General features: G+C 60.0%; 20 protein-coding genes. 8 read left to right on the top strand and 12 right to left on the bottom strand.

Features of this window, described 5'->3' with window-relative positions; all coding sequences use genetic code 11:
- Positions 1 to 117 precede the first annotated feature (117 nt).
- The 5 genes from MO767_RS15980 to MO767_RS15960 all read right to left on the bottom strand — a co-directional run bounded on the left by MO767_RS15980 (position 118) and on the right by MO767_RS15960 (position 4535).
- Complete coding sequence (locus MO767_RS15980; RefSeq protein ID WP_282481288.1) at positions 118 to 1935, bottom strand: ABC transporter ATP-binding protein; 1818 nt, start codon at positions 1933 to 1935, stop codon at positions 118 to 120.
- On the bottom strand, positions 1928 to 2566 hold the full coding sequence (locus tag MO767_RS15975; RefSeq protein WP_149629279.1) for a DsbA family protein: 639 nt from the start codon (positions 2564 to 2566) through the stop codon (positions 1928 to 1930). Before MO767_RS15975 ends, MO767_RS15980 begins: the two co-directional genes overlap by 8 nt.
- 3 nt (positions 2567 to 2569) lie before the next feature.
- A complete protein-coding gene (locus MO767_RS15970) occupies positions 2570 to 3511 on the bottom strand; it encodes a rhodanese-related sulfurtransferase (RefSeq protein ID WP_282481287.1) in 942 nt (313 codons plus the stop codon).
- Between the two features lie 187 nt (positions 3512 to 3698).
- Positions 3699 to 3998 (bottom strand): BolA family protein, encoded by a 300-nt coding sequence (locus MO767_RS15965; RefSeq protein ID WP_008151216.1) that lies wholly within the window; start codon positions 3996 to 3998, stop codon positions 3699 to 3701.
- 12 nt (positions 3999 to 4010) lie between these two features.
- Entirely contained in the window at positions 4011 to 4535 is a 525-nt protein-coding gene (locus MO767_RS15960) for a DUF2059 domain-containing protein (RefSeq protein WP_046056536.1), read from the bottom strand.
- 193 nt (positions 4536 to 4728) lie between these two features.
- Between MO767_RS15960 and MO767_RS15955 the strand changes: the two genes are divergently transcribed.
- Positions 4729 to 6123 carry a class II fumarate hydratase gene (locus MO767_RS15955; RefSeq protein WP_282481286.1) on the top strand — a complete coding sequence of 465 codons (1395 nt, stop codon included), beginning with the start codon at positions 4729 to 4731 and terminating at the stop codon, positions 6121 to 6123.
- A gap of 104 nt (positions 6124 to 6227) precedes the next feature.
- On the opposite strand, the gene MO767_RS15950 is transcribed toward MO767_RS15955, so the two are convergent.
- Positions 6228 to 7187, bottom strand: a complete 960-nt coding sequence (locus MO767_RS15950; protein ID WP_282481285.1) for a DMT family transporter — start codon at positions 7185 to 7187, stop codon at positions 6228 to 6230.
- 211 nt (positions 7188 to 7398) lie between these two features.
- Between MO767_RS15950 and MO767_RS15945 the strand changes: the two genes are divergently transcribed.
- Positions 7399 to 7593 (top strand): DUF6316 family protein, encoded by a 195-nt coding sequence (locus MO767_RS15945; protein ID WP_282481364.1) that lies wholly within the window; start codon positions 7399 to 7401, stop codon positions 7591 to 7593.
- A gap of 122 nt (positions 7594 to 7715) precedes the next feature.
- Here MO767_RS15945 and MO767_RS15940 read toward each other — a convergent pair whose 3' ends face one another.
- A complete protein-coding gene (locus tag MO767_RS15940) occupies positions 7716 to 8900 on the bottom strand; it encodes a thiolase family protein (RefSeq protein ID WP_282481284.1) in 1185 nt (394 codons plus the stop codon).
- A 101-nt stretch (positions 8901 to 9001) separates the two neighbouring features.
- Positions 9002 to 10525 carry a polyphosphate:AMP phosphotransferase gene (gene pap / locus MO767_RS15935; protein ID WP_282481283.1) on the bottom strand — a complete coding sequence of 508 codons (1524 nt, stop codon included), beginning with the start codon at positions 10523 to 10525 and terminating at the stop codon, positions 9002 to 9004.
- 160 nt (positions 10526 to 10685) lie between these two features.
- On the opposite strand from pap, the gene mnmC reads away from it, so the two are divergent.
- The 5 genes from mnmC (at position 10686) to MO767_RS15910 (ending at position 17984) form a co-directional block, all read left to right on the top strand.
- Entirely contained in the window at positions 10686 to 12668 is a 1983-nt protein-coding gene (gene mnmC / locus MO767_RS15930; RefSeq protein ID WP_282481282.1) for a bifunctional tRNA (5-methylaminomethyl-2-thiouridine)(34)-methyltransferase MnmD/FAD-dependent 5-carboxymethylaminomethyl-2-thiouridine(34) oxidoreductase MnmC, read from the top strand.
- A gap of 123 nt (positions 12669 to 12791) precedes the next feature.
- On the top strand, positions 12792 to 14564 hold the full coding sequence (locus MO767_RS15925) for an N-acetylglutaminylglutamine amidotransferase (protein ID WP_282481281.1): 1773 nt from the start codon (positions 12792 to 12794) through the stop codon (positions 14562 to 14564).
- Between the two features lie 3 nt (positions 14565 to 14567).
- The gene (ngg, locus tag MO767_RS15920) at positions 14568 to 16313 is read left to right on the top strand and encodes an N-acetylglutaminylglutamine synthetase (protein ID WP_282481280.1); all 1746 of its coding nucleotides are present in this window, start codon (positions 14568 to 14570) and stop codon (positions 16311 to 16313) included.
- Between the two features lie 179 nt (positions 16314 to 16492).
- A complete protein-coding gene (locus MO767_RS15915) occupies positions 16493 to 17683 on the top strand; it encodes an osmoprotectant NAGGN system M42 family peptidase (RefSeq protein ID WP_282481279.1) in 1191 nt (396 codons plus the stop codon).
- 73 nt (positions 17684 to 17756) lie between these two features.
- The gene (locus tag MO767_RS15910; protein WP_025212539.1) at positions 17757 to 17984 is read left to right on the top strand and encodes a YheU family protein; all 228 of its coding nucleotides are present in this window, start codon (positions 17757 to 17759) and stop codon (positions 17982 to 17984) included.
- Positions 17985 to 17989: 5 nt separating this feature from the next.
- On the opposite strand, the gene csrA is transcribed toward MO767_RS15910, so the two are convergent.
- The 4 genes from csrA to MO767_RS15890 form a co-directional block, all read right to left on the bottom strand.
- Entirely contained in the window at positions 17990 to 18175 is a 186-nt protein-coding gene (gene csrA, locus MO767_RS15905; protein ID WP_282481278.1) for a carbon storage regulator CsrA, read from the bottom strand.
- A gap of 153 nt (positions 18176 to 18328) precedes the next feature.
- The gene (locus tag MO767_RS15900; RefSeq protein WP_282481277.1) at positions 18329 to 18661 is read right to left on the bottom strand and encodes a YnfA family protein; all 333 of its coding nucleotides are present in this window, start codon (positions 18659 to 18661) and stop codon (positions 18329 to 18331) included.
- Positions 18662 to 18726: 65 nt separating this feature from the next.
- Positions 18727 to 19542: an SDR family oxidoreductase gene (locus MO767_RS15895; RefSeq protein ID WP_140894278.1), complete on the bottom strand. Its 816-nt coding sequence runs from the start codon at positions 19540 to 19542 to the stop codon at positions 18727 to 18729.
- A 71-nt stretch (positions 19543 to 19613) separates the two neighbouring features.
- On the bottom strand, positions 19614 to 19829 hold the full coding sequence (locus MO767_RS15890) for a hypothetical protein (RefSeq protein ID WP_129437380.1): 216 nt from the start codon (positions 19827 to 19829) through the stop codon (positions 19614 to 19616).
- On the opposite strand from MO767_RS15890, the gene MO767_RS15885 reads away from it, so the two are divergent.
- The gene (locus MO767_RS15885) at positions 19822 to 19980 is read left to right on the top strand and encodes a DUF3309 family protein (RefSeq protein WP_172901242.1); all 159 of its coding nucleotides are present in this window, start codon (positions 19822 to 19824) and stop codon (positions 19978 to 19980) included. The genes MO767_RS15890 and MO767_RS15885 overlap by 8 nt on opposite strands.
- The last annotated feature ends 48 nt before the right edge of the window (positions 19981 to 20028 follow it).

Here is a 20028-nt window from a genome sequence, read left to right as displayed (position 1 = left end):
ATCAAAAGAAACGCTCATGCAAGCGATAAGAGTTATCAAGCTATTCGCGCCGAGTTTGAGGCGCATCAATTCACTTTAAAACGGGCATCGTCGGAAAAAAGCGGCTGTGCGCATTGGCTAGTGCTGCTGCAAATGCCCATAAAGCTTGGCGTACAAACCACCATCAGCAATCAACTGCTGATGGTCGCCATCCTCGGCAATCTGCCCGCCATCAAACACCAGCACGCGGTCGGCCTGCTTCACCGCGGACAAACGGTGCGCAATGATCAGCGTGGTGCGGTTGCTCAAGAACCGCGCCAGCGCCTGATGCAGGTTGTATTCGGTGGCGGCATCCAGTGCCGAGGTGGCCTCGTCGAGGATCACCACCTTGGGCTCGGCCAGGACCATCCGCGCAATCGCCAGACGTTGACGCTGCCCGCCGGATAACCTCACGCCGGAACGTCCGACGATGCTGTCCAGGCCGTTGGGCAATTCACGAACCGTGTGGTGCAACTGAGCAATCTCCAACGCCTGCCAGCAGGCTTCGTCGCTGCGTTCGCGGCCCATGGTCAGGTTGGCGCGAATGGTGTCGTTGAACAGCGCTGGATGTTGCAGGACCACGGCGACATTTTCCCGCACGGTTTCCAGGCCGATCTCTTGCTGGGTCGAGCCGCCGAAGCGGATGGTCCCGGCGAGCGGCGTGTACAGGCCCAGCAGCAACTGCACCAGAGTACTTTTGCCGCCACCGCTGGCGCCGACAATCGCGACCTTTTCGCCAGGGGCGATCGACAGGTTCATCTGGTTCAACACCAGCTCGTCGCCGTAACCGAAACTCAATCCCTGGACTTCGATGCCCACGGTTTCGCGACCGTTGAACGGGTCGACACCGCCCGGGTATTCAGGCTCATCGGCCCGGGCCAACAACTCATTGATCCGCGACAACGCGCCACCGGCAGCGTAATAGGCGTACTGCAGATTCAGCAGCTGTTCCACCGGACCGATCATGAACCACAGGTAGCTGAACACCGCGAGCATCTGGCCAATGGACAGGTCGGAAAACAGCACGGTGAGCATCGCCGCCGCACGGAAAATATCGATGCCGAACTGGAACAACAAGCCGCTGGCACGGTTCGAGGCATCGGTTTTCCACTGCGAATTCACGGCGTAATCGCGCACTTCCCGGGCGCGCTGACCCAGGCGCCCAAGGAAAAAGCCCTGACGGTTGCCAGCACGCACTTCCTGAATGGAATCGAGGGTTTCGGTGAGTGCCTGGGTAAAGCGCGATGTGCTGTCGTTCTCGAGTTTCTTCAGGTGCTTGACCCGTTTGCCCAACTGCACCGTGGCATAGATCACCAACGGGTTGAACAGCAGGATCAGCAACGCCAGCTTCCAGTGCATCCACATTAGGATGGAGGCGGTGCCGAAAAGGGTCAGCATGGCCACAAGGAAACGACTGAGAGTTTCGCCGACGAATTTGTCCAGCGTGTCCAGGTCGGTCACCAGGTGGGTGGTGACCGTGCCGCTGCCCAGGCTTTCGTATTCACCCAGCGAAATGCGCTTGAGCCGTTCGATCAGCCGCACGCGAATGCGGTAGACGATGTCCTTGGCCAGCGCCGCGAACAACCGCGCCTGCACCACGTTAAACAGCAATGCAGCGCAACGCAGTCCCAGCGTCACCAGCAGCATCAAGCCGATGTAACCCGCCGCTTTCTGCCAGCCGTCGGGCAGCGCGTGGTTCATGATCTTCAGCGCGGCGTCACCGTGGCCCAGAAGCACTTCGTCCACCAGCAACGGCAGGAGCAAGGGAATTGGCACGCTACACAGGGTTGCCAACACCGCCACACCGTTGGCGATCCACAGGGATTTTTTGTGATGCAGCGCCAGGCGACGGATTTCCGCCCAGCTCAGACGGTCGACACGCGAAGCAGGTGGCGCGTCGTCGGGCAGATCATGCACAGGCAGCGCGCTCCAGCCAGCGGCCGAGCAACGGAGACAATACGCTGAGCGGCTGATAGCCATTGGTCAACAGCGCCAATTGACCATCACGCTCAGCCAGCAAGGTAGGGAAACCGGCAATGCCCAGGTCCTGGACCCAAGTGAAATCGGCCGCCGTCGCAGCGTGCTGATCGGCACGGTCGAACGCGGCGGCGAACTCGATGCGCGGCAAACCGGCCTGCTCCGCCAGCTCAACCAGAACACTGGCGTGAGTGACGTCGCGACCTTCGGCGTAAAACGCGTGCTGAATCAGCCCGAGCAGTTTCCACGCGCAATCCGGCGCCAGGTTGCGCGCGGTCACCAGCGCCCGACAGGCAGGTTCGGTATCGTAGACAAACCCGTCGGGCAACGCGCCTTCCAGCTTGAACGGTTGGCCAGTCGCCTCGGTGACCGCCTGCCAATGCTCAAGGATGTAGCGCCGGGTGGTCGGCTCCAGCGCGGAACCGCTGCCGGTACGCAGACCGCCCACCACCAGGTGCACGTCCACCCCCGCTGCTTGCGCCTGCTCGACCAGCGCGTTGGCCACCGGCGCGAAGCCCCAGCACCAGGAACACATCGGGTCCATCACATAGAGCAGGCGTTGCACAGACATGGTTCAAGCCTCGGAAGGAGTTTGCTTGTAGTTGTAGCCGATCGGGTGAGGCAGGTTGCGAGCCTTGGCCAGTTCGATCTGCTTTTGCCGGTCGACGGCACTGCGACGGGTCTTCTCGCTCAGCTTATCCCAGCAATGCGGGCAACTGATGCCGGCCACGTAGTGCTCGGATGTGCGGTCTTCGACGCTGATCGGTGTACGACAGGCATGACATTGATCGTAGTCGCCTTCGCTGAGGTCGTGGCGCACAGTCACACGGTTGTCGAACACGAAGCAGTCGCCCTGCCATTTGGTTTCTTCCAGCGGCACCTCTTCGAGGTACTTCAGAATGCCGCCCTTGAGGTGATAGACCTCGTCGAATCCCTGGCTGAGCATGTAGCTCGACGCCTTTTCACAACGAATGCCGCCGGTGCAGAACATCGCGACTTTCTTGTGCACGGCCGGGTCGAAGTTGGCTTTGATGTAGTCGGGGAACTCGCGAAAACTGGTGGTCTTCGGGTCGATAGCACCTTCGAAGGTGCCGATCGAGACTTCGTAGTCGTTGCGGGTGTCGATCAACAGCACTTCCGGGTCACTGATCAACGCGTTCCAGTTCTCTGGATCGACATAAGTCCCGACCTTCTTGTTCGGGTCCACGCCTTCGACGCCGAGGGTGACGATTTCTTTCTTGAGTTTGACCTTGGTGCGATAGAACGGCTGATCGTCGCAGTACGACTCTTTGTGGTCGATGTCGTCCATGCGTGGGTCGTTCTTGAGCCAGGCCATCAGCCCGTCAATGCCTTCGCGGCTGCCGGACACGGTGCCGTTGATGCCTTCTTCGGCGATCAGCAGCGTGCCTTTGATGCCGTTGTCGACCATCGCTTGCAGCAGTGGCTCGCGCAGGGCGACGTAATCTTCCAGGGTGACGAACTTATACAGTGCCGCCACGACAATCTGTTGTGTCATGGGTGATTCTCCAGGTGGCTACCCTCGTAAGGGGTGAACCGGATGCGAAAAAAAACGCGCCGGGTAAGCGGCGCGTTGCGGATTCTAGCAAAAATGGTGTGATTTTAGGACTGTGATCTGCAGACTTGGCACAAACCCTGTGGTGAGGGGATTTATCCCCTCGCCACAACAACCCTCATCCATCACATCAATGCTTGCTGCCGCCAGCACAGGTCGGCGAGGCCGGGGCCGCGTCGATCTGTGCCCATTCCTCTGGCGTGTAGGTATGCAGCGCCAACGCATGGAACTCGCCCATCAGCTCGCCGAGCGTGCCGTAGACTTTCTGGTGACGCTTGACGCGGTTGAGCCCTTCGAATTGCTGGCTGACCACCACGGCCTTGAAGTGGGTCTGCAACCCACGGCTGTGCATGTGGCTTTCATCCAGCACTTGCAGATGCTGCGGCTGCAACAGGCCCAGCGTCGATTCGATGCGTTGTTGCATGGTCATACCGAACTCCGCTTAAGGCTTTTTCTTGGCTGGAGCGGCGGCGCCTTTAGGCTCCAGCTCGGCCGTCATGTCAGCCAGCAGTTTGTTGACCACAGGCACGGCGCTTTCCAGCTTGGCTTGAGTCATCTGGGCCGATTGCTGAGTCAACTGCGGCATTTTTTCCAGGACTTTCTTGCCCAGTGGCGACTGGTAGAACGCGACCAGGTCTTTCAGCTCGGATTCGCTGAAGTTGGTGGTGTAGAGCTTGACCATGTCCGGCTTCAGCTTGTTCCAGCCAATGGCTTGGTCCAGGGCAGCGTTGGCTTTGGCCTGGTAGGTTTCCAGCAAGGCCTTTTTCGATTCAGGTGCTTTGGTTTGTACAAAGCGTTGAGCGAACATTTGCTGCACTTGCATGTACACCGGGGTGCCCAATTTGTCAGCGTGCGCCAGGGTCAGGAAAGCTTCGGCACTGGCGTTGTGGCTGGCGGTATCGGCAAAAACAGGGCCGCTGGCGCAAACCAGTGCAACCGCGGTACAGATGGCACGAAGACGAGTCATCGAGTTTCCTTTTCTAGCAGGCGAGGTCATTACCCCAAGGACGGCCATTCTGCGCCTAAAAAAGTGTGTCACTCAACCCCAAGCCTTGTCGGGCCTGATTTAGAGGGGTTGAACGGTCAAATTCCAGACTGATGGAACCACGGCTGGCGATCACGGCCTAAACTGCGCTATCAGACCTACAGGAGTGTGCATGATGAGCCGTATCGAAACCGACAGCCTTGGCCAGGTGGAAGTCCCGGATGAAGCCTACTGGGGCGCTCAGACGCAACGCTCGCTGATTAACTTCGCGATCGGCAACGAACGCATGCCGCTGGCGGTGCTGCATGCCCTGGCGCTGATCAAAAAAGCCGCGGCGCGGGTCAATGACCGCAACGGTGACCTGCCCGCCGACATCGCCCGGCTGATCGAACAGGCCGCCGACGAAGTACTCGACGGCAGCCATGACGACCAGTTCCCGCTGGTGGTCTGGCAGACCGGCAGCGGCACCCAGAGCAACATGAACGTCAACGAAGTGATCGCCGGTCGGGCCAACGAACTGGCCGGTAATGCTCGTGGCGGCAAGTCGCCGGTTCACCCTAACGATCACGTCAACCGCTCCCAGAGCTCCAACGACTGCTTCCCCACCGCCATGCACATCGCGGCAGCCCAGGCAGTGCAACAGCAACTGCTGCCGGCTATCAACGAACTGTCAGGCGGATTGGCCGAGCTGTCCGCGCGGCACATGAAACTGGTCAAGACCGGCCGCACCCACATGATGGACGCGACGCCGATCACCTTCGGTCAGGAACTGTCGGCGTTCATCGCGCAACTGGATTACGCCGAGCGGGCGATCCGCAGCGCGTTGCCGGCCGTCTGTGAACTGGCCCAGGGCGGCACCGCGGTCGGCACCGGGCTGAATTCACCCCACGGTTTTGGCGAAGCGATCGCTGCCGAGCTGTCAGCCCTCTCCGGCCTGCCGTTCGTCACCGCACCCAACAAATTCGCCGCCCTGGCTGGCCATGAGCCGCTGACCACGCTGTCCGGCGCGCTGAAAACCCTCGCCGTGACCCTGATGAAAATCGCCAACGACCTGCGCCTGCTGGGCTCCGGGCCGCGAGCAGGTCTCGCCGAAGTCAAACTGCCGGCCAACGAACCGGGCAGCTCGATCATGCCCGGCAAGGTCAATCCGACCCAGTGCGAAGCCCTGTCGATGCTGGCGTGTCAGGTATTGGGTAATGACGTCACCATTGGGTTTGCAGCGAGTCAGGGGCACCTGCAACTGAACGTGTTCAAACCGGTGATCATCTACAACCTGCTGCAATCGATCCGCCTGCTCGGCGATGGCTGCAGCAACTTCCAGCAGCATTGCATCGCCGGTCTGGAACCGGATGCAGAGAAAATGGCTGAACATCTGGAGCGTGGGTTGATGTTGGTGACAGCGCTGAATCCGCACATTGGTTATGACAAATCGGCGGAAATCGCCAAAAAGGCTTACGCGCAAGGGCTGACCCTGCGTGAGGCGGCGTTGCAACTTGGGTATCTGACGGATGAAGAGTTTGATGCCTGGGTAAGGCCGGAAAATATGTTGGAGGCGGGCGCCAAGGGTTGAGATCTGCGGTGACTGACAGTCAGTCATCGCGAGCAAGCTCGCTCCCACATTGGATCGTATCCTTCTGTGGGAGCGAGCTTGCTCGCGAAGAACGATGACGCGGATTACCCTGCTGCAATCCTGACGCGACGGGCTCTGAGCCCGGCAATCAGCGAAGGCCCCAACGCCACCAGCGCCGACCCCAGCACCACCAGCACCGCCCCGCCATAACCCAGACCATTGATCGTCTCGGCATGCACAAACTCCGGCCACATCCACGCCGCCACAGCCACCGCAGCAAACGTCACCAACGGCGTAATCGCCAGCGTCGCACTGACCCGCGACGCCTCCCAATGGGCCAGAGCCTCGGCAAACGCGCCATAGGCGATCAGCGTATTCATGCAGCACGCCAGCAGTAGCCAGCCTTGCAGCGGACTCAGTTGCAGCGCTTCCAGCGGATGCACCCACGGCGTCAACAACAGCGCGCAGAACAGATAGATCACCATCATCACCTGAAACGAATTCCACACCGTGAGCAATTGCTTCTGGCCCAAGGCGTAGAACGTCCAGACCGTGGACGCCAGCAGCACCAACAACACGCCGGCGGTGTAATCGGTCAGCGAGGTCAGCAACTCGACCAGCCGCTGATTGAAAAACAGGGCAAAACCGATCAACAGCACCAGCAGGCCAATCCCCTGCCCCACGCTGAACCGTTCCTTGAACACAAACAGACTGGCGATCAGCAACATGATCGGGCCCATCTGTACCACCAGCTGCGCGGTGCCGGGGCTAAGCCGGTTCAGGCCCATCAGGTACAGCACGTAGTTGCCCACCAGGCCGAGCACCGCCATCAACACCAACCAGCCACCCCGCGGCCCGAGCACCTTGCGGCTCGGCAGGCGTTTGGTCGCTGCCAGAAAAATGAACAGGCACCCGCCGGATACGATCAGTCGAAACCAGGTCACCGTCACCGGGTCCATCACCAATAGCACTTGCTTGAGTTTGATCGGCAGGATTCCCCACAGCAGCGCGGTCACCAAGGCCAGGAACAGACCATAAACCCAGCGACCCGATGAAATGTGCATTGCGAACCCCGAAGCCCAGTGGCGAGAACGGTCATTCTAGGCTTAGCGTCGCTCGGCACACAGGGACAGTTGGGCATTGGCCGCGAATGAAACTGTGCAGGTCGCATCATTAAATTGGCGCTATGCCGTCGATCGGCTGGCCAGGCGTTGCAAGTGGTTCATGCATAAGCTCACGGTATTCGCCAACAGGAACATTCCTCAGGAGATCGCCATGTACGGCAAGCGCGCCCAGGACAATGCCCCCGCCACTCACTTTCGCTGTGACCGGGTGTGTCGCGTGAATGGGGAGTTGTATTTCAGCACCCGGGAAAACACCATGGAGGGGCCGTTTGAAAACCCGGAGAAGTTGGCGCGGGAGGTACAGGCTTATATCGAGCGGATGCTGCTTTTGCGGATGAGCCTATAGACTGCGGCGCCGCTATCGCGAGCAAGCTCGCTCCCACATTGGATCTATGCCGCACATCAGATCCCTGTGGGAGCGAGCTTGCTCGCGATAGCGGTTAACCAGGCAACACAAATCTTACGGATTTAACGCACGGCCTCAAACAATCCGGTAGCCCCCATCCCGCCACCCACACACATGGTGACGATGCCGTAACGCACGTTGCGGCGCTGCAATTCACGCACGAGATGCCCGACCTGACGCGAACCGGTCATGCCGAACGGATGGCCAATGGAAATCGAACCGCCATTGACGTTGTACTTGTCGTTATCGATCTCCAGCCGAATGCGGCTGTACAGGCATTGCGAGGCGAACGCTTCGTTGAGTTCCCACAGATCAATGTCGGCAACCTGCAAACCCTTGGCCTTGAGCAACTTCGGCACCGAGAACACCGGGCCGATGCCCATTTCATCCGGCTCGCAACCGGCCACGGTGAAACCACGGAAGAACGCCTTGGGCTTCAACCCCAGTTGCAGTGCTTTTTCCAGGCTCATCACCAGCGTCATCGATGCGCCATCGGACAGCTGCGAAGAATTGCCTGCCGTCACCGAACCGTCTTCGGCAAACACCGGTTTCAATCCCGCCAGGCTTTCCAGGGTGGTACCCGGGCGATTGCAGTCATCGTGATCGACGATGCCGTCAAGAATCTGCACCTGACCGGTGGCCTTGTCTTCAACGCGATACTTCACCGCCATCGGCACGATTTCATCGTCAAACAATCCATCGGCCTGAGCCTGAGCGGTACGTTGCTGGCTTTGCAGTGCGTACAGATCCTGTTCTTCGCGACTGACGTCGTAACGACGAGCGACGATTTCGGCGGTCTGGCCCATCGGGAAATAGATGCCGGGCACTTGCTCTTTGAGCAGCGGATTGATCAGGTTGTCGGTATTGATGCTTTTCATGGTCAGGCTGATGGACTCGACGCCACCGGCGACGATGATGTCGCTGCAACCCGAAGCAATCTGGTTGGCGGCGATGGCAATCGCCTGCAAGCCCGACGAGCAAAAGCGGTTGAGGGTCATGCCGGCAGTGCCGGTGCCCAGGCGCGACAGCACCGCGATGTTGCGACCGATGTTGAAGCCCTGGCCACCTTCGTTGGAACCGGCACCGACGATGCAGTCCTCGACGCTGGCTGGATCGATGCCCGAGCGCGCCAGCAGTGCATTGACGCAGTGGGCCGCCATGTCGTCCGGACGGGTCAGGTTGAACTTGCCGCGAAAGGATTTGGCCAGGCCGGTCCGCACGCTGTCGACGATCACCACTTCACGCATGGCATACCTCATTGTTGTTGTCGGTTGAGAGTGAACCGAGCATAAGTCCACTGCATTACCGACCGCGACAATCATTCACCCCGCGTATGCGCAACCATCGTTCACTTCTTGTGCTGTTTCACTTTCTTGTTGTGTTTGTCGGACTTTTCGAAAGCCTCTTCCAGCGCCAGATTGATGGTGCGCAGGACTTTGACCCGCGCCCAGCGCTTGTCATTGGCTTCCACCAGTGTCCAGAGCGATATCTCGGTGCTGGTGCGATCGACCATGTCACCGACCGCCGCGCGGTAGTCGTCCCATTTGTCACGATTGCGCCAGTCATCTTCGGTGATCTTGAAACGCTTGAAGGGAATTGCTTCCCGGGCCTGGAAACGCTCCAGTTGCGTCTGCTTGTCGATGGCCAGCCAGAACTTGACCACAATCACCCCGGCCTCGGCGATCTGCTCTTCGAAATCATTGATTTCACTGTAGGCCCGCAACCAGTCAGCCGGCGGGCAGAAGCCTTCGACGCGTTCCACCAGCACCCGCCCATACCACGAACGATCGAACACCGTGAACTTGCCCTTGGCCGGGATGTGTCGCCAGAATCGCCACAGATAAGGCTGCGCCCGTTCCTCTTCGGTGGGCGCGGCAATTGGCACGATGCTGTACTGGCGGGGATCGAGGGCTGCCGCAACCCGGCGGATCGCTCCGCCCTTGCCTGCCGCATCATTCCCCTCAAACACCGCCACCAAGGCGTGCCGACGCATACGTTTGTCGCGCATCAGGCCGGAGAATCGCGCCTGCTCGGTAATCAATTGTTCTTCGTAATCGTCCTTGTCCAGACTCTGGGTCAAATCCAGGCTGTCGAGCAGGCTCAACTGATCGACATGGGTGGGCAACGGCGCGGCATTGACCTTGTCGTGAGGAACCTCGGGGCGGTTCAGGGCATTTTGCAGGCCTTCGAGCAGGATCTTGCCCACCGTCAGGCTTCGGTAATGAGGGTCCACCCCTTCGATCACATGCCAAGGCGCATAGTCGCGGCTGGTACGGCGCAACACGCGTTCGCCGTATTTCACGAATTTGTCGTAGGTTTTCGATTGTTGCCAGTCCAGCGGACTAATGCGCCAACTGTGTAGCGGGTCATCCGCCAGGGCCTTGAGTCGCGCATTCATTTGCTTCTTGGAGAGGTGGAACCAGAACTTGAAGATCAGTGCGCCTTCGTCGCAGAGCATTTTTTCAAAGCGCTCGGACTGGTTGATCGCCTGATCCAGCACCGGGTTCTTGAACAAACCATTAACCCGGTCTTGCAGCATCTGGCTGTACCAGTTGCCGAAGAAAATCCCCATGCGGCCCTTGGCCGGGAGCATCCGCCAGTAGCGCCAGGCCGGTGGCCGCGCCAGCTCTTCGTCGGTCTGCTGATCGAACGTGCGGACCTCGATCAAGCGTGGGTCCATCCACTCGTTAAGCAACTTGACCGTCTCGCCCTTGCCGGCACCTTCGATGCCATTGATCAGAATGATCACCGGAAAGCGGCGCTGCTGGTGAAGTTCGAACTGCGCTTCGAGCAAGGCTTCACGCAGGGCCGGCTCTTCGGCGTCGTAGGTTTCTTTGTCGATGGCGTGACCGATTTCGGCGGATTCGAACATGGGACGGCTCCTTCCAGGATTGAGCAAGACTAACGGATTGACCTCGCCTGCGTGGGAGAAATCCCATTCTCACCGTTCGAGCTGGCTCGGACGTTGCCATGGATCAAGCACCGCTCCGGTGATCGGCTAGAATGGCCGCCTTGCCGTTGCCGAGCCTGCCATGAAACCTGTATTGCCCCACGCCCAGCTCGACTGGGACGACCAAGGGCTCCCGCGTTCGCGGGTGTTCGATGATGTGTACTTTTCCGATCTGTCGGGGTTGGACGAAACCCGCTACGTATTCCTCGAGCAGAACGCCTTGCGTGAACGCTTCGCTGCGTTGCCGGCTGGCGGTCGACTGGTGATTGGCGAAACCGGTTTCGGCACCGGGCTGAATTTCCTTTGCGCCTGGCAGCTGTTCGAACAGCACGCGGTGGCCGGGGCGCGGCTGCATTTTGTCAGTGTCGAAAAGTACCCGCTGAGTCTGCCCGATCTACAGCGTGCCTTGGCCTTGTGGCCGGAGCTCAAACCGTTTGCCGATCAACTGCTGACGCAATACATCGCAATCCACCAAGGCTTCCAGCGCCTGGTGCTGGACAACGGCCGCGTGACCCTGACCCTGCTGATCGGCGATGCCCTGGAACAATTGCCGCAACTGGACGCGCAGATCGACGCCTGGTTTCTCGACGGTTTTGCCCCGGCGAAAAACCCTGACATGTGGACCGCCGAGCTGTTCGCCGAACTGGCGCGTCTGGCGGCCCCCGGCTCGTCCATCAGCACCTTCACCAGCACCGGTTGGGTGCGTCGCCTACTGAATGCGGCGGGTTTCAAGATGAAGCGCACGCCAGGCATCGGCCACAAATGGGAAATCCTGCGGGGCGTGTTTCTCGGCTGGCCTGAAGAAGTCCCGGCGCCCGCCGTGGCCAAACCATGGTTCGCGCGCCCGACGCCACTGACCGGCGAACGTCGGGCACTGGTGATCGGCGCCGGCCTGGCCGGTTGCGCCACGGCCGCCAGTCTCGCGGCGCGGGGTTGGCAAGTCAGTCTGCTGGAGCGTCACGATGCGCTGGCGCAGGAAGCCTCGGGCAATCCACAGGGCGTGCTGTACCTCAAGCTTTCGGCCCATGGCACCGCGTTGTCGCAGTTGATTGTCAGTGGTTTCGGTCACACCCGACGCGTGCTTGAACAGTTGCAACGGGGCGTCGACTGGGACGATTGCGGGGTCTTGCAACTGGCCTTCAACGCCAAGGAAGCCGAGCGTCAAGCGCAATTGGCCGCCGCCTTTTCGCCAGACCTGGTGCAATTGCTCGATCAACCGCAAGCCCAGGTCAAGGCCGGGATCGCCCTGGAACACGGCGGATTATTTTTCCCGCAAGGTGGCTGGGTTCATCCCCCTGCGTTGTGCCATTGGCAGGCGTCCTCGACGAACATCCAGTGGCTGCCCCATCGCGATGTACTGGAACTGCGCAAGGTTGATGATCAGTGGCAGGCCTGGGACGGTGATGATTTTCTGGCCAGCGCCCCCGTGGTGATCCTGGCCGGCGCCGCCGAGATCAAGCGTTTCCCGCACAGCGCCGAACTGCCCCTCAAACGCATTCGTGGCCAGATCACCCGACTGGCGCAAACAGCTGAAAGCCAGAGCCTGGCCACCGTCGTCTGTGCCGAAGGCTATGTGGCGCCCGCTCGACTGGGCGAACACACCCTCGGCGCCAGCTTCGACTTCAAGAGCGATGACCTGACCCCAACCCTAGCCGAACACCTCGGCAACCTGGCCTTGCTCGAGGAAATCTCCCCCGACCTGGCCACGCGCCTGCACGCACAGGAACTGGACCCGCAACAGCTTGAAGGACGCGCCGCGTTCCGCTGCACCAGTCCGGACTACCTGCCGATCGTTGGTCCGTTGGCCGAACCAGCAGCCTTCGCCGGTGCCTACGCCGTACTGAGCAAGGACGCCCGGCAAGTACCGGACATACCCTGCCCCTGGCTTGAGGGTTTTTACGTCAACAGCGGCCACGGTTCGCGCGGCCTGATCACCGCGCCACTGTCGGGTGAGTTGCTGGCGGCATGGATCGAAAACGAACCTCTGCCCCTGCCCAGAACGGTCGCCGAGGCCTGCCATCCCAACCGTTTCGCCGTGCGCCAGTTGGTCCGCGGAAAAGTCTGACGGCGCTCCTTATAACTTATCGGTCTAAAACTCCGGGGATTCAGCCGGGTCAGTTTCTGAGTACCCGCCGTTTTGGCGCGGTATCGATTGACCCTCCCCAACGGAAAAACCGGTAAGGACTTTATGTGCGGATTAGCTGGCGAGTTACGCTTTGATCATCAACCTGCGGACCTCGCGGCCGTTGAACGAATCACCCATCACCTGGCCCCTCGCGGCCCTGACGCATGGGGCTTCCACAGCCAGGGGCCGATTGCGCTGGGCCATCGTCGCCTGAAAATCATGGACCTGTCGGACGGCTCGGCGCAGCCGATGGTCGACAACCAACTGGGCTTGTCCCTGGCCTTCAACGGCGCGATCTACAACTTCCCGGAACTGCGCACCGAGCTTGAAAGCCTCGGTTATGCCTTCTATTCCGGCGGTGACACCGAAGTGCTGCTCAAGGGCTATCACGCCTGGGGCGAAGCGCTGCTGCCCAAGCTCAATGGCATGTTCGCCTTCGCCATTTGGGAGCGCGATGCCCAACGTCTGTTCATCGCCCGCGACCGCCTCGGCGTGAAGCCGCTGTACCTGTCGCGCACCGGTCAGCGCCTGCGCTTTGCCTCGACGCTGCCGGCACTGCTCAAGGGCGGCGACATCAACCCGATCCTCGATCCGGTGGCGCTCAATCATTATCTGAATTTCCACGCCGTGGTCCCGGCGCCGCGCACCTTGCTGGCCGGCATCGAAAAACTGCCACCGGCGACCTGGATGCGCATCGAAGCGGACGGCACCACTGAGCAGAAAACCTGGTGGACCTTGCCCTACGGACCACACGCCGACGAGATGAATCTGACACTCGAAGACTGGCGCGACCGTGTACTCGACAGCACCCGTGACGCGGTGGCGATCCGTCAACGTGCGGCAGTCGATGTGGGTGTTCTGCTTTCGGGCGGTGTCGATTCGAGCCTGCTGGTCGGTCTGTTGCGTGAAGTCGGTGTTGAAAACCTGTCGACCTTCTCCATCGGTTTCCAGGATGCCGGCGGCGAGCGTGGCGACGAGTTCCAGTATTCAGACCTGATCGCTAAGCACTACGGCACGCAGCATCACCAACTGCGCATTGACGAAAAAGAGATCATCGAGCAATTGCCCGCAGCGTTCCGCGCCATGAGCGAACCGATGGTCAGTCATGACTGCATTGCTTTCTATCTGCTGTCCCGCGAAGTGGCCAAGCATTGCAAAGTGGTGCAGAGCGGCCAGGGTGCAGACGAGTTGTTCGCCGGTTATCACTGGTATCCACAAGTCGACGGTGCCGATGATGCGTACGCCGCCTATCGCGATGCGTTTTTCGACCGCAGTTACGACGACTACGCCGCCACCGTGCAGCCGAAATGGCTGACAGCGAATGACGCCGCTGGTGACTTCGTCAAAGAACATTTCGCACAGCCCGGCGCCGATGCAACGGTGGACAAGGCCCTGCGTCTGGACAGCACGATCATGCTGGTGGACGACCCGGTCAAACGCGTCGACAACATGACCATGGCCTGGGGCCTGGAAGCGCGCACGCCGTTTCTGGACTATCGCCTGGTGGAATTGTCGGCCCGCGTGCCGGGCAAATTCAAACTGCCGGATGGCGGCAAGCAAGTCTTGAAAGAAGCGGCGCGACTGGTGATTCCGAGTGAAGTAATCGATCGCAAGAAAGGTTACTTCCCGGTGCCGGGTCTGAAGCATTTGCAGGGCGATACGCTGAATTGGGTGCGCGAACTGCTGCTCGATCCGAGTCAGGATCGCGGCCTGTTCAAGCCAGAGATGCTCGACCGCCTGCTGACCGATCCGCAAGGCCAGTTGACCCCATTGCGCGGCTCCAAGCTGTGGCAATTGGCGGCCCTGAACCTGTGGCTCAGCGAACAAGGAATCTGATCGATGAAACCCCACGCCACGGCTCACAGCCAACGCTTGTTGCGCGGTCAGGCGCCCTCTTACGAACGTTTGCAGGCACGCCTGGCCGAAGACGGCAGCGAATTGGGCGCCGCACCGATCGCCGTGCATTGCGGTTGGGGCCGGTTGCTGATCGGCCATACCTTCCCGGATGCGGCGAGCCTGGCCCAAGAGCTGCTCAAAGAGCACACCGGTGAACGCGACATCGCCCTGTACGTGGCTGCGCCTCAGCAAGTGTTGGGGTTGGAGCCGGCTCAACTGTTTCTCGACCCGTCCGACACCTTGCGCCTGTGGTTCAGTGATTACCGCCAGTCGACTCGGGTGTTTCGCGGCTTTCGCATCCGTCGGGCCCAGAGCGACGCGGACTGGCAGGCGATCAATCAGTTGTATCAGTTGCGCGGCATGTTGCCGATCGACGCCAACTTGCTGACCCCGCGTCATCAGGGTGGCCCGGTGTATTGGCTGGCCGAAGATGAGGACAGCGGCGCGATCATCGGCAGCGTCATGGGCCTCAACCATCACAAGGCGTTCAACGATCCAGAGAACGGCAGCAGCCTGTGGTGCCTGGCGGTCGATCCGCAATGTTCGCGTCCGGGTGTCGGTGAAGTGCTGGTGCGGCATTTGATCGAGCACTTCATGAGCCGTGGGCTGAGTTACCTGGACCTGTCAGTACTGCACGACAACCATCAGGCGAAAAGTCTTTACGCCAAGCTCGGGTTTCGCAACCTGTCGACCTTCGCGATCAAGTGCAAAAACGGCATCAATCAGCCGTTGTTTCTGGGGCCTGGTCCCGAGGCCGAGTTCAATCCTTATGCACGGATCATCGTCGAGGAAGCTCACCGTCGCGGCATCGAAGTGCACGTCGATGACGCCGATGCCGGTCTGTTCACCTTGATCCATGGTGGTCGCCGCGTACGTTGCCGTGAATCCCTCAGCGATCTGACAAGCGCCATCAGCATGACCTTGTGCCAGGACAAAAGCCTGACGCACAAAGTGCTCAAGGCCGCCGGTTTGAACCTGCCGTCGCAGCAACTGGCCGGTAATGCCGATGACAATCTGGCGTTTCTCGATGAGCACGAACGGGTGGTGGTCAAACCGCTGAATGGCGAACAGGGCCAAGGCGTCGCGGTGGATTTACGGACCATCGAAGAGGTCCAGCAAGCCATCGAATCCGCCCGCCAGTTCGACAGTCGAGTGCTGCTGGAGAGTTTTCACGAAGGTCTCGACTTGCGGATTCTGGTGATCGGTTTTGAGGTGGTCGCCGCGGCTATTCGCCGACCGGCAGAAGTGGTGGGCGATGGTCAGCATTCCATCGGTGCGCTGATCGAAGCCCAGAGCCGGCGTCGTCAGGCGGCTACCAGCGGTGAAAGCAAAATCCCGCTGGATCATGAAACCGAGCGCACCTTGCAAGCGGCGGGTTATGACTACAGCAGTATTCTGCCGGCCGGTGAGCATCTGTTCGTACGGCGTACGGCGAACCTTCATACCGGCGGCATTCTTGAGGATGTCACTGCGATCCTGCATCCGACGCTGGTGGACGCGGCAGTGCGGGCGGCACGGGCGCTGGACATTCCGATGGTCGGGCTCGACCTGATGGTGCCCGCTGCCGATCAACCGGAGTACGTGTTTATCGAAGCCAATGAGCGCGCAGGCCTGGCCAACCATGAACCGCAGCCGACGGCCGAGCGGTTTGTGGATTTGTTGTTTCCGCATAGTCAGCCGGCGGCCTGACATTAATGTGTTGCTGGTTCCATCGCCATCGCGAGCAAGCTCGCTCCCACATTTGACCGCATTCCCCTGTGGGAGCGAGCTTGCTCGGGGCGGCGTTCCGACGATGGGGCCCTGACAGACAACAACGATTCTTTCCCTTCATCGAAACCATCGATGTCGCCAATTCATCAGGAGTTTCCATGACCAGCAAAATTCCGGAACCGGATCTGAATTACCTGCAAAAAGTCCTGCTGGAAATGCTCGCGATTCCCAGCCCGACCGGGTTCACCGACACCATCGTGCGTTACGTCGCCGAACGGCTTGAAGAGCTGGGCATTCCCTTTGAGATGACCCGCCGCGGCACGATCCGCGCCACCCTCAAGGGCAAGAAAAACAGCCCCGACCGGGCGGTCTCCGCTCACCTGGACACCATCGGCGCCGCGGTTCGCGCGATCAAGGACAACGGCCGTCTGACCTTGGCGCCTGTGGGCTGCTGGTCCAGCCGTTTTGCCGAAGGTAGCCGGGTCAGTCTGTTTACCGACAACGGCGTGATCCGAGGCAGCGTGCTGCCGCTGATGGCTTCCGGGCATGCGTTCAATACCGCCGTGGATGAAATGCCGATCAGTTGGGATCACATCGAACTGCGCCTGGACGCCTATTGCGCTACGCGTGCCGATTGCGACTCGCTGGGCATCAGCGTCGGTGATTTCGTCGCCTTCGACCCTTTACCGGAATTCACCGAAAGCGGCCACATCAGCGCCCGACATCTCGATGACAAGGCCGGTGTAGCGGCGTTGCTGGCGGCATTGAAAGCGATCGTCGACAGCGGCGAAGAGCTGATGATCGACTGTCATCCGCTGTTCACCATTACCGAGGAAACCGGCAGTGGCGCGGCGGCGGCGTTACCGTGGGACGTCAGCGAATTCGTCGGCATCGACATTGCCCCGGTCGCGCCAGGCCAACACTCCAGTGAACACGCGGTAAGCGTGGCAATGCAGGATTCCGGTGGGCCGTACGACTATCACCTGTCGCGGCATCTGCTGCGCCTGGCCAGTGAGAACGAGTTACCGGTACGCCGTGACCTGTTCCGCTATTACTTCAGCGATGCCCATTCGGCGGTCACTGCCGGGCATGACATTCGCACCGCCCTGCTCGCCTTCGGCTGCGACGCCACTCACGGCTACGAACGCACCCACATCGACAGTCTCGCCGCCCTCAGCCGCCTGCTCGGCGCCTACATTCTGAGTCCGCCGGTGTTTGCCAGCGATGCTCAGCCTGCCAAGGGGTCGCTGGACCGGTTCAGTCATCAGATCGAACATGAGACGCAGATGGAAAGCGATACGCGGGTGCCGTCGGTGGATAGTCTGGTGGGGCAGCGGTCGGAGAACTAAAGCGAACGCAGCTCCTACTGGCTCTGTGCGTTGAACCGCCGTAGCATCGCGCCATTGTTTAGCCGAGGTGCCTATGCTGATCCCCCACGACCAACTTGAAGTCGACACCCTCACCCGTCTGATCGAGGATTTCGTGACCCGCGACGGTACGGACAACGGCGATGATACGCCGCTGGAAACCCGTGTTCTGCGTGTTCGCCAGGCATTGACCAAGGGCCAGGCACTGATTGTCTTCGATCCGGACAGTGAGCAATGCCAGTTGATGCTCAAGCATGATGTGCCCAAGCACCTGTTCGACTGAGGCCTTCAGCGCCCTTTGTTTTTTGCCCGTTTGGCCTGGATGCGGTCGTAGACCTCCGCCCGGTGCACGCTGACGTTCTGCGGCGCTTCGACTCCGAAGCGCACAGTGTTGCCGTTGACCGCGACAATGCGCACGGAAATGTCGTCACCGATGGAAATCAATTCGCCCACAACGCGACTGAGTACAAGCATGACATTCATCCTTCAGGGTTATCGGACCCTGAAGATGCCTCGCGTGCAGCAGCTCTTCAATGCGCTGACAGACAATCAGTCCCACCCTACAGCGCAGGACGAACGCTTCCTAAGGAAACGTCTGACAAATCCATTGATTGAAGGACCGATCCTTCAGGAAACGGAGAAGCGTGGGCCGAAAAGGATGACGGTGGCCCCGATCACACACAGCGCCACGCCGAGCCAGTCCGAGCCCAGCGGACGAATCCGCTCGACCACCGCCAGCCAGCCGATCGACGCGATGATGTAGATGCCACCGTAAGCGGCATAGGCGCGACCGGCGTAGGTCGCTTCGATGCGGGTCAGCAGCAGCGCAAACAAGGTCAGACTGAGCAGAGCTGGCACGACCCACCAGGCGCTTTTACCCTGGCGCAGCCACATCCAGAAGGCGAAACAGCCGGCAATTTCGAACAGCGCGGCGAGAAAAAACCACAGGTAATTGAGCATGCAAACGTCTCGTGAGGATGGCCGATGGCGGCCACCCTAACGACGGTGTTGTGTAGGGGGCAAGCTCAACCTGCGGTTTGTTTGGCCTTGGCGCGCATTTTGTCGGCCATGACGGTCATTTCGTCGTAGAGCAATTGCGGGTTCTTCTGCTTGAGCGCCCAGGCCATGCGGCCCTGTTCGTGGGGCAGAATCATGAATTCGCCGGCGGCGACGTGCTGATAGATGTAGTCGGCAATGTCGGCCGCGGTGATCGGCGAGCTTTCCAGCAACTTGCCGACCTGGGCTTTCATGGCCGGCGTCGGTCCACGGAAGGAGTCCAGCAGGTTGGTCTGGAAGAACGACGGGCACACCACGTGCACGCCGATTTCCTCCTGCGCCAGCTCGATCAACAGGCTTTCGGACAACGCCACCACGCCAGCCTTGGCCACGTTGTAGTTGCTCATGGCCGGGCCTTGCATCAGGGCGGCCATCGACGCGATGTTGATGATTTTGCCTTTGCTTTTTTCCAGCAGCGGCAGGAAGGCCTTGCAGCCCTTGACCACGCCCATCAGGTTGATCGCGATCTGCCAGTCCCAGTCTTCCAGGGACAGTTCACTGAAGAACCCGCCCGAGGCAACGCCGGCGTTGTTGACGATGACATCGATGCCACCGAGTTTCTCGTCGCAGGCTTGGGCGAAAGCGGTCAGCTGGCTGTAATCGCGCACGTCGCAACGCTGGATAAAACCGTCGCCGCCGGCTTCGCGAACCAATTTCAGGGTTTCCTGCAGACCGGGTTCGCTGACATCCGACAAGGCCAGCTGCCAGCCTTCACGCGCCCAGCGCAGCGCGATTTCGCGACCTAAGCCTGAGCCCGCACCAGTGATCATCATGCGATTTTGCATAGCAAACAGCCTTGTTGTTCCGGGGAAGATGGGCCGAGTGTAGCGAAGGATATTGCCGGACCCACGCTCCATCAGATTGCTGAATGGCCCGAGCAAACCGTGGCAAACACTGAACCAACTAGTACAACAAAAAACGAAATAAGCCTTTCTTCGAAAAACATTAAAAAAACTTGGAATTTTCTTTCATGCGCGACAGTCGGATTTTGTAAGCAGCCTGGTTTTATAGCATCCCGGCTGACAGTTAAACGCCAGGTATTCCAGAACACTTCCAACAAGGAAATAGACATGGGCACAATTCTTATCGTAATCCTGATCCTCTTGCTGATTGGTGGTTTACCAGTGTTCCCGCACTCCAGAAGTTGGGGTTATGGCCCGTCGGGTATCATCGGCGTCGTGTTGGTGGTGCTGTTGATCCTGCTGTTGCTCGGCAAGATATAAAGGTTTAACCGGCAAAAAAAAGAGGCCCTTTTCAAGGGCCTCTTTTTT

The organism is Pseudomonas sp. UYIF39, assembly GCF_029963765.1.
Lineage (GTDB): Bacteria > Pseudomonadota > Gammaproteobacteria > Pseudomonadales > Pseudomonadaceae > Aquipseudomonas.
Note: the sequence above shows the minus strand (reverse complement) of the source record. Positions and strands in the feature narration are given on the sequence as shown.

What these genes read in the sequence shown, in the direction of transcription:
- MO767_RS15975 (WP_149629279.1), bottom strand. Translation starts at nt 2,566, where the DNA reads ATGTCTGTGCAACGCCTGCTCTATGTGATGGACCCGATGTGTTCCTGG.
- MO767_RS15970 (WP_282481287.1), bottom strand. Translation starts at nt 3,511, where the DNA reads ATGACACAACAGATTGTCGTGGCGGCACTGTATAAGTTCGTCACCCTG.
- MO767_RS15965 (WP_008151216.1), bottom strand. Translation starts at nt 3,998, where the DNA reads ATGACCATGCAACAACGCATCGAATCGACGCTGGGCCTGTTGCAGCCG.
- MO767_RS15960 (WP_046056536.1), bottom strand. Translation starts at nt 4,535, where the DNA reads ATGACTCGTCTTCGTGCCATCTGTACCGCGGTTGCACTGGTTTGCGCC.
- MO767_RS15955 (WP_282481286.1), top strand. Translation starts at nt 4,729, where the DNA reads ATGAGCCGTATCGAAACCGACAGCCTTGGCCAGGTGGAAGTCCCGGAT.
- MO767_RS15950 (WP_282481285.1), bottom strand. Translation starts at nt 7,187, where the DNA reads ATGCACATTTCATCGGGTCGCTGGGTTTATGGTCTGTTCCTGGCCTTG.
- MO767_RS15945 (WP_282481364.1), top strand. Translation starts at nt 7,399, where the DNA reads ATGTACGGCAAGCGCGCCCAGGACAATGCCCCCGCCACTCACTTTCGC.
- MO767_RS15940 (WP_282481284.1), bottom strand. Translation starts at nt 8,900, where the DNA reads ATGCGTGAAGTGGTGATCGTCGACAGCGTGCGGACCGGCCTGGCCAAA.
- pap (WP_282481283.1), bottom strand. Translation starts at nt 10,525, where the DNA reads ATGTTCGAATCCGCCGAAATCGGTCACGCCATCGACAAAGAAACCTAC.
- mnmC (WP_282481282.1), top strand. Translation starts at nt 10,686, where the DNA reads ATGAAACCTGTATTGCCCCACGCCCAGCTCGACTGGGACGACCAAGGG.
- MO767_RS15925 (WP_282481281.1), top strand. Translation starts at nt 12,792, where the DNA reads ATGTGCGGATTAGCTGGCGAGTTACGCTTTGATCATCAACCTGCGGAC.
- ngg (WP_282481280.1), top strand. Translation starts at nt 14,568, where the DNA reads ATGAAACCCCACGCCACGGCTCACAGCCAACGCTTGTTGCGCGGTCAG.
- MO767_RS15915 (WP_282481279.1), top strand. Translation starts at nt 16,493, where the DNA reads ATGACCAGCAAAATTCCGGAACCGGATCTGAATTACCTGCAAAAAGTC.
- MO767_RS15910 (WP_025212539.1), top strand. Translation starts at nt 17,757, where the DNA reads ATGCTGATCCCCCACGACCAACTTGAAGTCGACACCCTCACCCGTCTG.
- csrA (WP_282481278.1), bottom strand. Translation starts at nt 18,175, where the DNA reads ATGCTTGTACTCAGTCGCGTTGTGGGCGAATTGATTTCCATCGGTGAC.
- MO767_RS15900 (WP_282481277.1), bottom strand. Translation starts at nt 18,661, where the DNA reads ATGCTCAATTACCTGTGGTTTTTTCTCGCCGCGCTGTTCGAAATTGCC.
- MO767_RS15895 (WP_140894278.1), bottom strand. Translation starts at nt 19,542, where the DNA reads ATGCAAAATCGCATGATGATCACTGGTGCGGGCTCAGGCTTAGGTCGC.
- MO767_RS15890 (WP_129437380.1), bottom strand. Translation starts at nt 19,829, where the DNA reads ATGTCTATTTCCTTGTTGGAAGTGTTCTGGAATACCTGGCGTTTAACT.